The organism is Mycobacterium sp. B14F4 (genome assembly GCF_039871645.1).
Classification (GTDB): domain Bacteria; phylum Actinomycetota; class Actinomycetes; order Mycobacteriales; family Mycobacteriaceae; genus Mycobacterium.
Genome location: NZ_JBDPMF010000003.1, coordinates 464,807 through 477,508 on the forward strand (window position 1 = coordinate 464,807; position 12,702 = coordinate 477,508).

Genomic DNA, 12,702 nt, shown 5'->3' on the forward strand with positions numbered 1-12,702 from the left:
CTCCGGATTCATGGCTGTGACCGACCGCTTCGCGCAGCGTGCGACGCTGTCGCGGTCGATGCGCCTGCTCGGCGAGTTCCGCTTCGAGCAGACCGATCCGGCCCGCTTCTACGGTGCACTCGGCGAGGACACCGCCGCGATGGTCGCCGACCTGTGGACCGGGGCGACCGGTGCGTCGGCACACGGCCGCACGGTTCTCGACGTCGGCGGCGGGCCCGGATACTTCGCAGAATCTTTCGGCGGCAACGGCTTCCACTACATCGGCGTCGAGCCCGATCCGGCCGAGATGCACGCCGGGCCCGCGGTCGACGTCGACACCGGCAGCTATGTCCGGGCGTCGGGGATGGCGCTGCCGTTCGCCGACGCCAGCGTCGACATCTGCCTGTCGTCCAACGTCGCCGAGCATGTGCCGCAGCCGTGGCGACTGGGCGCCGAGATGCTGCGCGTCACCAGGCCCGGCGGGCTGGTGGTGCTGTCCTACACCGTCTGGCTGGGCCCGTTCGGCGGCCACGAGACCGGGCGGTGGCATTACCTCGGCGGGGCCCGCGCGGCGCGCCGCTACACCCGCCGACACGGCCACCCGCCCAAGAACAACTACGGCTCGTCACTGTTCGCGGTATCGGCGGCCGACGGCCTGCAGTGGGCGGCGAGCACCGGAATGCTCGTCGCGGCATTCCCCCGCTACCACCCACGATGGGCCTGGCGGTTGGTCGGCGTGCCGCTGCTGCGCGAATTCACGGTGAGCAACCTGGTCCTGGTCCTGCGCCCACCGACTGCAACAGGTTCTACTTTCGCCGCATCGTAGGTAGTGTGACGCCCATGACACAGAGCGTGGCGTTCAAGACCGAATGGGACAAGCTGTTCATCGGCGGGAAGTGGGTCGAGCCGTCCTCGTCGGAGGTCATCGAGGTGCACTCACCCGCCACCGGTGAACTCGTCGGCAAGGTACCGCTGGCCAAGGAAGCCGACGTCAACGCCGCCTGTGCGGCCGCCCGCAAGGCATTCGACGAGGGCCCGTGGCCCCACATGTCCCCGCAGGAGCGCGCCGCGATCCTCGGCGCCGCCGTCAAGCTCATGGAGGAGCGCGGCGACGAGCTGAAGTACCTGCTGGCCGCCGAGACGGGACAGCCGCAGACCATCGTCGACATGATGCAGTACGGCGCCGCGATGTCGGCGTTCCAGTACTTCGCAGGCGCCGCGGACAAGTTCGCGTGGAAAGAGATCCGCGACGGCATCTACGGCCAGACGCTGGTGGTGCGCGAGCCGATCGGTGTCGTCGGCGCCGTCACCGCCTGGAACGTGCCGTTCTTCCTGGCCGCCAACAAGCTCGGACCCGCGCTGCTGGCCGGCTGCACGGTGGTGCTCAAGCCCGCCGCCGAGACGCCCCTGTCGGTGTTCGCGATGGCCGAGATGTTCGCCGAGGCCGGCCTGCCCGAGGGTGTGCTGTCGATCGTGCCGGGCGGCCCGGAGACCGGCCGCGCGCTGACCGCCAACCCGGAGCTCGACAAGTTCACGTTCACCGGCAGCTCGGCGGTCGGCAAGGAGATCGCCAAGCTCGCCGCCGAGAAGCTCAAGCCGTGCACCCTGGAGCTCGGCGGCAAGTCCGCTGCCATCATCCTCGAGGACGCCGACCTCGACGCCACCCTGCCGATGCTCGGCTTCTCCGGCGTGATGAACAGCGGACAGGCCTGCGTCGCGCAGACCCGCATCCTGGCGCCGCGCTCGCGCTACGACGAGGTCGTCGAGAAGGTCGCCAACTTCGTCTCGGCGATGCCCGTCGGCCTTCCCGACGACCCGAACGCCGCGATCGGCCCGCTGATCAGCGAGAAGCAGCGGGAGCGGGTCGAGGGCTACATCAAGAAGGGTGTCGAGGAGGGGGCGCGGCTGGTCACCGGCGGGGGCCGCCCCGAGGGCCTGGACAGCGGCTGGTTCGTGGAGCCGACCGTGTTCGCCGACGTCGACAACTCGATGACGATCGCCCAGGAGGAGATCTTCGGGCCGGTGCTGGCGGTGATCCCCTACGAGACCGAGGAGGACGCGGTCCGCATCGCCAACGACTCGGTCTACGGACTGGCCGGCAGTGTGTGGACGACCGACAACAAGAAGGCACTCGAGATCGCGTCGAAGATCCGCACCGGCACCTACGCGGTCAACATGTACGCGTTCGATCCGGGTGCGCCGTTCGGCGGCTACAAGAACTCCGGTATCGGCCGCGAGAACGGTCCCGAGGGCATCGAGGCCTACGTCGAGCACAAGAGCGTGCTGCTGCCGTTCGGCTACACCCCCGAGGACTAGCTAGAACGCCTCTTCGCGCACGTCCATCACGCTGAGGTCGACCTTCTCGGTGATCGCGCGCTGGGCGGTCAGTCGCGGCAGCATGTTCTTGGCGAAGAACTGCGCGGCGGCGACCTTGCCGGTGTAGAAGGCGCGGTCGTCGTCGCCGGGCTTGCCGTCGAGTGCCGCGAGGGCGATCTCGGCCTGGTGCAGCAGCAGCCACGCGATGAGCAGGTCGCCCATCGCGAGCAGGAACGAAACCGATTCCAGGCCAACGCGGTACAACTCGCGGGCGTCCTCCTGCGCGGACATCAGGTAGCCGGTCATCGCGGCGGCCATGCCCTGCACGTCCTGCAGGGCGGCGCCCAGCAGGGCGCGCGCCCCGGTGAGTTCACCACGCGCGGCGTCGCTGTCGACGAACCGCTCGATCTGGCCCGCCAGATGCGCAAGTGCGGCGCCCTTGTCGCGGACGATCTTGCGGAAGAAGAAGTCCTGCGCCTGGATCGCGGTGGTGCCCTCGTACAGCGAGTCGATCTTGGCGTCGCGGATGTACTGCTCGATCGGATAGTCCTGCAGGAACCCCGACCCTCCGAACGTCTGCAGTGACTCGGTGAGGCACTGGTACGCGCGCTCGGAGCCCACCCCCTTGACGATGGGCAGCAGCAGATCGTTGACCCGCTCGGCCATCTCGGCGTCGGCCCCCGACACCACCTTGGCGGCGGCGACGTCCTGGTGTGCGGCGGTGAACAGGTACAGCGCCCGCAGTCCCTCGGCGTAGGACTTCTGGGTCAGCAGCGCCCTGCGCACGTCGGGGTGGTGCAGGATCGTCACGCGCGGGGCGTTCTTGTCGGTCATCTGAGTCATGTCGGCGCCCTGCACCCGCGTCTTGGCGTACTCCAGCGCGTTGAGGTAACCGGTCGACAGCGTCGCGATCGCCTTGGTGCCCACCATCATCCGCGCGTACTCGATGACCCTGAACATCTGCGCGATGCCGTTGTGGGTGTCGTTGACCAGCCAGCCCACCGCGGGCAACCCGTGCTGGCCGAAGGTCAGCTCACAGGTCGCCGAGGTCTTCAGGCCCATTTTGTGCTCGAGACCGGTGACGAACACGCCGTTGCGGTCACCGAGTTCACCGGTCTCGGGGTCGAAGTGGAACTTCGGCACGACGAACAGGCTGAGCCCCTTGGTGCCCGGGCCGGCGCCCTCCGGCCGCGCCAACACCACGTGCATGATGTTCTCGAACAGGTCGTCGCTGTCACCGTTGGTGATGAAGCGCTTGACGCCGTCGAGATGCCATGAGCCGTCGGCCTGTTGAACGGCCTTGGTGCGGGCGGCGCCGACGTCCGATCCGGCGTCGGGCTCGGTGAGCACCATGGTGGCGCCCCAGTCGCGCTCGACCATGAGCGCGGCCCAGTGCCGTTGTTGCTCGTTGCCGATCGCGTACAGCACCTCGGCCATCTTCGACCCGCCCTCGTACATGAAGGCGGCGGGTTGGGCCCCCAGCGCGAGCTCGTTGATCGCCCACTCCACCATGGCCGGCGCTGGCACCCCACCGATGGCCTCCTGCATCCCGACGCGGGACCACTCGGCCCCGTGCCACGCGCGAAACGACTCCTTGAACGGCTCGGGCAGCGTGACGGCGTGCGTCGCTGGGTCGAAGGTGGGTGGATGACGGTCGGCCTCGGCGAACGACTCGGCCAGCGGACCTTTGGCCAGGCGCGACGCCTCGTCGAGCATCTGGTGCACCGACTCGCCGTCGAGGTCGCCGAACTGACCCGTCGCCAGCACCTTCTCGAGGTCGAGGACCTCGAACAGGTTGAACTCCAGGTCGCGGACGTTGCTCTTGTAGTGACCCATGATGGCGCCCCTTCGACTCGATGCGCTGAGCGTAGCCGCCTCATCCGCCAACAAGCCCGGATCCCGGCGGTCCCATGGCGGCCCGTCGTGAATATGTTCTAGACCATAGTCCGTCGTCGACACCGAACACTGGCAACCAGCGAGATCCGCGTTCACCAGCGGTTAACCGGCCGGCGGCTGTGATCGGGAATACATTAATTGCGCACTTGTGTTACCGGTTCTATGCTCGTCGTCATAGACAGGGAGGCGCACGATGTGGATCGTTGAGGTCAACTTCGCCGGCCACCAGTTCACGCACCGTGTGCACGACCGCCGTCGACCGATCTTCCGCTTCAGCCCGCGCAACTTCGGCTGGCGCGCGTCGCAACTGCGGCGCACCCCCGCAGCCTGATCGCGCACGTCCGTTGGAGGTTGTTCTGTCGTCCGCCGCGACCAAGATCCCGAACAAGCGCGGGTCCACGCGCACCAAGATGTTGATCAGCGCCGCAGAGGTGTTGCGCGAGCGGGGCGCCGCCGGCGTCACCATCGACGAGGTGCTGGCCCGCAGCGGCGCACCGCGGGGATCGGTTTACCACCACTTCCCCGCGGGCCGGAACCAGATCCTGGCCGAGGCCCTTCAGTTCGCCGGTGAGGAGATCACCGAAGTCATCGACGAAGCCGCGGCCAAGGGCGGCCTGTATCTGGTGCGTAAGTTCGTCGTGTTCTGGGAGGAGTTGCTCGTCGAGAGCGACTTCGCCGCGGGCTGCCCGGTGGTGGCGGCGGCCATCGGCTCGGCCGACGACGAACCCCAGCTGACCTCCGTCGCTGGCAGCATCTTCAGCCACTGGCGCGAAGCCCTGACCCGCGCGTTCGTCTCGGACGGGTTCGAGGAGCCCGACGCCGGCTCGCTGGCGACCACCTGCATCGCCTCGCTCGAGGGCGCCGTCGTGCTGTGCCGGTCGACCCGCACCGTCGAGCCGCTGCGCGACGTCGCCGCACAACTCGAATTCCTCATCAAGTCACGCGAATTCGTCCGTCGGCACGGCGTTCCCGGTCACTGAGCCCTACGCCAGCGCGCGCAGGCGAACTCCCGGTTGACCGCGGCGTCGACCAGCTCCCACTCCGAGCGCACCGGCAGTACCCGCGAGCCGCCGCCCAGCGAGCACGGCGCATAGCTGACGATCATCTCGTCGACGAGGCCGGCCGAGACGAATTGCGCGGCGACGTCGCCACCACCGACCACCCAGACGTCCTTACCCGAAGCCGCGGACAACAGCTTCGGGTGCACTTCGGTCACCTCGCCGCCGAACGTCTGCACCGGATGCCCGTCCGCGATGATGTGCGGTCGCCGGGTCAACACCCAGGACGGCTGCTCGTACATCCACTCGCCGGGGTGGTTGGCCACGATCCACTCGTAGGTCGCCGAGCCCATCACCACCGCACCGATCGTGGCGATGAAGTCGTCGTAATTGAACGGCCCGCTCTGGTCGATGTCACGGGAGGTCAGCCAGTCCAAACTGCCGGCCTCGTCGACGATGTAGCCGTCGAGGCTGGATGCGGTGTAGTACACGGTCGCCAATTCAGTTGCCCCTCATCCATTCCAGCGGGTCGCCTCGGTGCACGTCCACGCCGTGACGCGCCAGCATGGCGCGGACCAACCCGCGCCGATGCGCGGCGTAGGTGAGCACGTGCGCGACGATGCCGTACAGCTGAAACGACTCCGGCGGATCACACAGTGCGTCGATGACGGTGTCACCCAGTCGCCCTTCGGCCGTGTACTCGGAAACCATTGCCGTCCAGCGCTTCCCGATCTCGGTGTGTCGGCTCGCCAGCTGCTCGGCAGAAGCCGACTCCGGTTGAGTGGCGGCGCGGTCGGGGAAGTCCCGGCCCTCGATGGTGGCCAGCCACACCTCCTTGCTCCAGACGATCGCGCCGAGCACCGCGCCGACACTGGGTTCGGGCCCGTCCCAGTCGAGCACCACCTGACCCGGTGAGATCTCCTGAGTCCACTGAGGTTTGGTCAGACCGGCGGCCCGGTCGATGAGGTAGGCGGTGTCGGCAACGTCGTGCGCCACCATCAGTGCGGAGATGTCGGGCTCCTTCGTATCACCGGCGCCGTCGAGCCACAGCGAGTGCGGCGGGTGGAAGTGCAGGCCGTTGGGCGCCGTCGCCCGGAACGGGACGTCGGCGGCCTGCGAGGGCGGCACTCCGAAGGTGCGCCGGAATGCGCGCGAGAACACCTCGGCCGAGGACCATCCCTCGTCGGCCGCGACCGCCGCCACCCCCTCGCCCCGGTGCAGCCGCCACGCCGCGCGTTCGAGCATGATCCGGCGCCGCATCGCGGCCGGCGATTCGCCCGTCAGCCTGCGGACCTGCCGCGAGAAGTGGAACTCCGAGGCGAAGCTGCTGCGCGCCATGTCGCCGACGGCGGTGTTGGCGGCGTCGACGACCGCGTCGAGCAGTTCCCGCAACCGGTCCCGGCGGCCTTCCTCGCTCACAATTGGTGAGTATGGTCGCGTTCCGCCCGGATGGACATGACGTTTCCTGCTGCGATCAGGTGTCCAGCACCTCAGCGACGCGTGCCTCGACGTCACGCTGGTCACCGAGATCGGCGAGGTCGATGCCGAAGCGGTTGGTCAGCGCGTCGAGGACATCGGCGGCCGTCCGGAACCGGATCCGCTCCGTGTCACCCGCCGAGTGGATCGCCAGGTGGCGGCCGCGCAGATTCCAGCGCGCCTCGTCGGTGACCAGGGCTGCCGACAGGCCGACGACGAAGCCCGACCGCGGATGGGTTGACACATACCAGCTCCCGACCTCGAGATCGATCTGCGGACGCGGCCGGGTGTCGAAGGTGTACAGCGGCTGCCACTCGCCGCGGATCCGGGCCTCGAGCAGGTGGCCGTCGACGTGCTCACGCAACCGGTAGGGCTCGTGGCGGGTGTCCTGCACGGACCCGGCCGCGAGCCGGATCGGGGAGGACAACGTCTGCCCGCCGAAACCGACGTCGACCAGCCACGGTTCGTCGTCGCCGGGCACCCGCACCGACAGCGCCTCGTGCGTCTGCGCGGGCAGTTCCTCCGAGCTGCTCATCCACACCACCCGGCCGGCCAGCCGGTCGACGTCGAACCCCAACTCGGCGAGCACGTAGCCCATCACGCCGTTCTGCTCGTAGCAGTAGCCGCCCCGGCGGCGGGTGACCAGCTTGTCGGCGAGCGCGCCCGCGCTCAGGTCGGCGACCGGGATGCCGAGCAGCGGGTCGAGGTTCTCGAACGGAATGGACCGGTTGTGGGCGGCGACCAACCCGTGCAGGGTGTCGACGGCCGCCGCCGTCGATCCCCGGTAGCCGATGCGGCCGAGATAGGCAGCCACGTCGAGGCCCGCCGCCGTGCGCGTCATGAGGCCATCCTGCGACCTCAACGGCGGTTCAGGTCAACGGCGGGTGCACGACGGCCGCTACGGCTTGCCCCGCGACGGCGTCTGGTAGGCCACCCCGTGGCGCAAGGGGGTGTTCGCCTGCGCTGCCGTCGACTCCTGCACGGGCGACCCGCCCGCGGTGCCCGTCACGCCCGGGGCGTTGCTCGGATCACCGTCGGACGGCTCGGCGCCGTGGGTGAGTTCCTTGAGACGCGCGTGCAGCACCTCGAGCACCGGGATGCGGTTGCCGTGCTCGGTCTCGTGCTCGAACACCGCACGAAGCTGCGGTTCGTCGAGCGCCCGGATGCGGTGCCGCAGTTCGGTGATGGGCAGCTGGTCGTAGTCGGCTATCGGCAGGTCGCTTTGCGCCATGCGGTATCTCCTCGGGGGTCACAGATGCGGGAGACCGTCGACCGGCGTCGGCAGGCCGTCGGTCTCGCGGCTGCGATACCGCACCACCGCGACGGCGACCGCCGAAAGCGATGCCAGCGCCACGGTCGGCCAGAACAGGGCCTGGGCCACCACCAATCGGCGCTGCGCTTTGAAGATCCGCTTCTGCGTGTGCCTCAACCGGGTCAACGTGTCCACGCCTACCGGTTGCCCACGACGGGGGCTTCGAAACCCCGTCGCGACGCTCTCAGCAACCGGTCCACTTGGGCGGCCGCTTCTCGGCGAACGCGATCGCGCCTTCCTTGGCGTCGTTGGACATGAAGACCGGCGCCAGGATCTTGGTCTGCTTGGCCCACATCTCCTCGGGGCTCCAGCCGCGCGACTCCACGATGATCCGTTTGGTGGCGGCCACCGCGAGCGGACCGTTCGCGGTGATCTTCTCCGCCAGTTCGATCGCTGCGTCCAGCGCCTTTCCGGGCTCGGCGAGCACGTTCACCAGGCCGAGCTCCTTGGCACGGACGGCGGGCAGGTTCTCGCCGGTCAACGCGAGCTCCATGGCCACTGCGGGTGGGATGCGCTGCGGCAGCCGCAGCAACCCGCCGCCGCCGGCCACCAGGCCACGCTTGACCTCGGGAATGCCGAACGCCGACTCCTTGGATGCGACGATGAGGTCGGTGGCCAGCGCGAGTTCGCAACCACCGGCCAGGCAGTAGCCCTCGACGGCCGCGATCAGCGGCTTGGCGGGCGGGCGCTCGGTGAAGCCCATGCCGCGGCCCTCGACCACGACGTTCTCTCCGCGTGCGAACGCCTTGAGGTCCATGCCGGCGCTGAACGAGCCCCCGGCGCCGGTCAGCACGCCGACAGACAGGCCGGCGTCGCCGTCGAGTCGGTCCATCGCGTCGGCGAGGCCACGACTGACCTCGGCATTGACCGCGTTCCTGGCCTGCGGTCGGTTGATGGTGATGATCAGGATACGGTCGCGCTGCTCGACCAGGACGGCCGGTTCGGTGTTGTCACTCACGCGGCTGATCGTAACGGCCGGCGAATGGGATCAGGCAGGCGCCGAGGGTGCGTGAACACCGATCTCGGCGATCGCCGCGCGGTTCTGCCCGTCGGCGGAGCCCAGCTTCGTTATCCACACCACGACGCGGGACACCGGTCGGGAGTCGGTGACCGGGATCCGCGTGGTGCCCGGCTGCACGGGTGTCGGCGGCGTGAGCTCCACGGTGTCGGCGAGCGACTTGGGCTCCGGGTTCTCGGCGGCGCGTACCTGGATCAATGTCCCGGCGCTGTTCTGCTCGACGGTGACGGCGTTGATCGGTGTCGGCTCACGCAGCGAAACGAGGAGTCCGACACCGGGTTTGAACTTCGGGAAGGGATCGGCGTCGTAGTAGCGGTCGGTGGACCACACGGTGTCGGGCTTGCCGTCGATCGCCAGCCCGGCGTCGCCGGGACTGTCGGGCGAGCCGTCCGGGGAGAAGACACCCGCCGCCGCGAGTGCGACGCGGCCTCCCGGCGCCGCCACCCCACCCATGGCCTTGGTCTGCTCGGGCGGCGCGGTCACCGCCTGCGTGGGCACTAATCCGAGTTGGTCGGCGTCCATCGCGACGGCGTCGTCGTTGGCCTCGAGAAAACCGTTGAGCGAGGAACCCAGCGCCAGGATCCCGACCAGGACGATCGCCGCCGCGGCGCCCAGGCCGGTGCGGATCACGAGGCGACGCGCGGCCTCCTTCTTCTCTTCGGGCCCGAAGTTGCGGAATCCGGCGTAACCGCCCGGCGGTGGCGGCGGCAACGGCGGCATGATGCGGCAGTCGGACTCCGGATCGGCCTCGGCGCCGGCCTGCTCGAGGAGATTGAGAAGCGTTGCGGCGTTCGATATTCCACCGGTCGCGCGGAACAGCGCCGCGGTGGTGGTCGAGAGCAGGAACGGGATGGCCGGATCGATGTCTGCTGGGGCTGCGGGCAGACCCGACTCGGGCCATTGCAGGAGTAGCAGGGCGTACAGCGCGCAACCGATCCCGCGCAGGTCCGATTGGACGGTCGCCTCGGGCAGGATCGCGGGGAACGCCATCGCGACATGTCCGTCATCGCTGACGCGCAGGCGCGCCGGGTGATCGACCGACAGGACGAGGCCCGCCCGGTGGGCCGCCTCGGCAGCCGCGGCCAGTGACTGCATCAGCGCGGCAACGGCCGAGGGAGCGGGCTGGGTGTCTGCAACCTGCCGCAGGCTCCGGCCGGGGATCCATTCGGACACGACGACGCCGTATGCGCCGGTGTGCAGGACGTCGAGGACGGCGGCGATGCCGGCGGTACCCAAACCCTTGAGCCGGATGGTGCGCGCGAGGATCTCGTTTACGAACTCCGTGGGCAACTCGCCACGGGGGTCGACCACCGTGAGGCCGACTTCCCTCCCCGACGAGATCTCGACCGCGTGCCAGAACCGCAGAAGCGGGCGACCACCGTGGGGAGCGAGGAGCCGGTAGCGACCCGCCACGGTCATTCCGCGGACGAGTCGACCTCTGCCTGTCGCCATCGCTTTCGACCCTTGCTCGACGGTCGAGTCCGCCCATCCGCTGCACTGCGCGGGGACGCCGACCGGGATGATGTTGGGCGTCGGATAGCCGCTGGCTGCGGCGGCTAAACGCCCGTCAGTCGTCGCCCTTCTTTCCGTTGCCGCGACCGTTGCCGTTGCCGCCCTTCTTCGGTTTCGGGGGTTCCTCGAAGACGGGCGCGGCGGTCGACGGCGGCGGCGGGGGCGGCGCCGAGGTTGTCGGGGGCGGAGGAGGCTGCACCGGGGTGCTGGTGCTGATCGGCTGCGGCGTCTGGGTGCTCGACGACGGGTCGAGCGCGAATGCGAGCGCCGCGACGGTCAGCGCGACGAATGCGGCGGCCGCCAGCAGCAGCTTGCGTTCCCGGCTCATCGGCCGGCGTCGCGGCGCCGGCGGAACGAAGTAGTTGGCGGACGGAGCGATCGGTTCGGCGAGGACTTTCGTCGCGGGCCTCGGCGCACCCTCGGCCGGGGCTCCCATCGGCAGCGCGGGCGCGGCACCGGCGAGCACCGCGTGCATCTGCCCGGCGCTGCCGAACCGCCGACTCGGGTCGCGAACCATGGCCCGGTCGATCACGGCCGCGAGCACCGGGTCCACGTCGGGGCGTACCGCGCCGATGGGTGGCGGCGGGGAGTCGAGGATCGCCCGCAGCAGCGCGGCGGGGTTCTCCTGCGGGTAAGGGCGGGTGCCGGTCAGCGCCTCATACGCCATCACGCCGACCGCATACAGGTCGTCGGCCACCGACGCGGGCGCACCCGCCACCCTCTCGGGGCTCATGTAGGCCATCGTGCCGACGATCTGACCGGTCGCGGTGAGCGCGGCACCGGCGGTCTTGGCGATACCGAAGTCGCCCACCTTCATCGCGGTCGGCGCGATCATCACGTTGCCGGGCTTGATGTCGCGGTGCAGGATGCCAGCGGCGTGTGCACAACTGAGGGCGCCCAGCACGTCGTTCAGCATCGCGCGCACCCGCTCCGGCGGCATCGGTCCCATCGCGATCTCGTCGTGCAGCGTGCGTCCTGGCAGGCGCTCCATGACGATGAACGGGGTGCCGTCGTGCTCACCGCTGTCGTGCACCGCCACGATGTTGGGGTGGTTGAGCCCCGCGGCCGCACGAGCTTCGTCCTCGAACCGGCGCCGCATGTCGGGGTCGGCGTTGAAGGCCGGATACAGCAGCTTGACCGCCACCGGCCGCTGCAACCGGGTGTCCCATCCGTCGTGGACCTCGGCCATCCCGCCGCGGCCGAGGATGCCCCGCAGCTCGTAGCGGTCCGCAAGTAGGTCGCGGACGTCCATGTGGATAAGGTAGCCGCACCGGCAAGGCCACAAACCAGTGGCGTTTGGCCTGCACAGACACGCTCGGCTAAACTAGAACACGTTTCAGTTTTTCAACCGGAGGGGATCCGATGGCCACCGCCGACATCGAGCCGTCGCAGCTCACCAAGTGGGATCCGGGGTTCACCGAACGCGTCATGGCCATCACCCGGCCGTTCCTCAAACGCTACTTCCGGTCCGAGGTGCGCGGCCTGGAGAACCTGCCTGCGGGCGGAGCGCTGGTGGTGTCGAACCATTCCGGCGGCATTCTGCCGATGGACGTGCCCATCCTGGCCGCGGATTTCTACGAGCACCACGGCTACGACCGGCCGCTGTACACGCTGAGCCACGACATGCTGATGGTCGGCCCGACGGGGGAGTTCTTCCGCAAGATCGGCTACATCAGCGCCAACCACCGCAACGCCGACGAGGCACTGCGCTCCGGTGGCCTCGTGGTGGTGTTCCCCGGCGGCGACTACGACGTGTACCGCCCGACGTTCTCGGAGAACGTGATCGACTTCGGCGGACGCACCGGTTACGTGAAGGCGGCGCTGAACGCCGACGTCCCGATCGTCCCGACGGTCGGCATCGGCGGCCAGGAGACCCAGATCTTCCTGTCGCGGGGCACGTGGCTCGCCGAGCGGCTCGGGCCCATCGCTCGCCTGGCCCGCGCCAAGATCGTGCCGATCTCGTTCGGCTTCCCGTTCGGGTTGTCGCTGGTGGTACCGCCCAACATCCCGCTGCCATCCAAGATCGTCATGGCTGTGCTGCCGCCGATCGACATCGTCAAGGAGTTCGGGGAGAACCCCGACATCGACGAGGTCGACGCCCACGTACGCCACGTGATGCAGCGCGCGCTCGACGAACTGGCCGCCGAACGTCGTCTCCCGGTCCTGGGCTGACCGGGGTGGTTTCAACGGCCGGT

At 69.1% G+C, this 12,702-nt stretch carries 14 protein-coding genes; 5 read left to right on the forward strand and 9 right to left on the reverse strand.

What is annotated here, in order from left to right; all coding sequences use genetic code 11:
- Positions 1-10: 10 nt before the first annotated feature.
- Positions 11-805 carry a class I SAM-dependent methyltransferase gene (locus ABGB19_RS12015; RefSeq protein ID WP_347686161.1) on the forward strand — a complete coding sequence of 265 codons (795 nt, stop codon included), beginning with the start codon at positions 11-13 and terminating at the stop codon, positions 803-805.
- A gap of 14 nt (positions 806-819) precedes the next feature.
- A complete protein-coding gene (locus tag ABGB19_RS12020; RefSeq protein WP_347686162.1) occupies positions 820-2,295 on the forward strand; it encodes an aldehyde dehydrogenase in 1,476 nt (491 codons plus the stop codon).
- On the opposite strand, the gene ABGB19_RS12025 is transcribed toward ABGB19_RS12020, so the two are convergent.
- A complete protein-coding gene (locus tag ABGB19_RS12025) occupies positions 2,296-4,131 on the reverse strand; it encodes an acyl-CoA dehydrogenase (protein ID WP_347686163.1) in 1,836 nt (611 codons plus the stop codon).
- Between the two features lie 253 nt (positions 4,132-4,384).
- On the opposite strand from ABGB19_RS12025, the gene ABGB19_RS12030 reads away from it, so the two are divergent.
- Both ABGB19_RS12030 and ABGB19_RS12035 read left to right on the forward strand, forming a co-directional pair.
- Positions 4,385-4,522, forward strand: coding sequence for a hypothetical protein (locus tag ABGB19_RS12030; RefSeq protein WP_347686164.1), 138 nt, complete (start codon positions 4,385-4,387; stop codon positions 4,520-4,522).
- A gap of 79 nt (positions 4,523-4,601) precedes the next feature.
- Positions 4,602-5,171: a TetR/AcrR family transcriptional regulator gene (locus ABGB19_RS12035; protein WP_347686249.1), complete on the forward strand. Its 570-nt coding sequence runs from the start codon at positions 4,602-4,604 to the stop codon at positions 5,169-5,171.
- On the opposite strand, the gene ABGB19_RS12040 is transcribed toward ABGB19_RS12035, so the two are convergent.
- The 8 genes from ABGB19_RS12040 to ABGB19_RS12075 all read right to left on the reverse strand — a co-directional run bounded on the left by ABGB19_RS12040 (position 5,165) and on the right by ABGB19_RS12075 (position 11,759).
- Complete coding sequence (locus tag ABGB19_RS12040) at positions 5,165-5,689, reverse strand: dihydrofolate reductase family protein (protein ID WP_347686165.1); 525 nt, start codon at positions 5,687-5,689, stop codon at positions 5,165-5,167. The genes ABGB19_RS12035 and ABGB19_RS12040 overlap by 7 nt on opposite strands.
- 1 nt (position 5,690) lies before the next feature.
- Entirely contained in the window at positions 5,691-6,608 is a 918-nt protein-coding gene (locus ABGB19_RS12045; protein WP_347686166.1) for a helix-turn-helix domain-containing protein, read from the reverse strand.
- 55 nt (positions 6,609-6,663) lie between these two features.
- Positions 6,664-7,506: an arylamine N-acetyltransferase gene (locus tag ABGB19_RS12050; RefSeq protein WP_347686167.1), complete on the reverse strand. Its 843-nt coding sequence runs from the start codon at positions 7,504-7,506 to the stop codon at positions 6,664-6,666.
- Between the two features lie 57 nt (positions 7,507-7,563).
- Complete coding sequence (locus ABGB19_RS12055) at positions 7,564-7,896, reverse strand: hypothetical protein (RefSeq protein WP_347686168.1); 333 nt, start codon at positions 7,894-7,896, stop codon at positions 7,564-7,566.
- An 18-nt stretch (positions 7,897-7,914) separates the two neighbouring features.
- The gene (locus ABGB19_RS12060) at positions 7,915-8,112 is read right to left on the reverse strand and encodes a hypothetical protein (RefSeq protein WP_347686169.1); all 198 of its coding nucleotides are present in this window, start codon (positions 8,110-8,112) and stop codon (positions 7,915-7,917) included.
- Positions 8,113-8,161: 49 nt separating this feature from the next.
- Entirely contained in the window at positions 8,162-8,944 is a 783-nt protein-coding gene (locus ABGB19_RS12065) for a crotonase/enoyl-CoA hydratase family protein (RefSeq protein WP_347686250.1), read from the reverse strand.
- 21 nt (positions 8,945-8,965) lie between these two features.
- The gene (locus tag ABGB19_RS12070) at positions 8,966-10,447 is read right to left on the reverse strand and encodes a protein kinase family protein (RefSeq protein ID WP_347686170.1); all 1,482 of its coding nucleotides are present in this window, start codon (positions 10,445-10,447) and stop codon (positions 8,966-8,968) included.
- Between the two features lie 115 nt (positions 10,448-10,562).
- Entirely contained in the window at positions 10,563-11,759 is a 1,197-nt protein-coding gene (locus tag ABGB19_RS12075) for a serine/threonine-protein kinase (protein WP_347686171.1), read from the reverse strand.
- Between the two features lie 110 nt (positions 11,760-11,869).
- On the opposite strand from ABGB19_RS12075, the gene ABGB19_RS12080 reads away from it, so the two are divergent.
- Positions 11,870-12,679: a lysophospholipid acyltransferase family protein gene (locus ABGB19_RS12080; protein WP_347686172.1), complete on the forward strand. Its 810-nt coding sequence runs from the start codon at positions 11,870-11,872 to the stop codon at positions 12,677-12,679.
- Positions 12,680-12,702 lie beyond the last annotated feature (23 nt).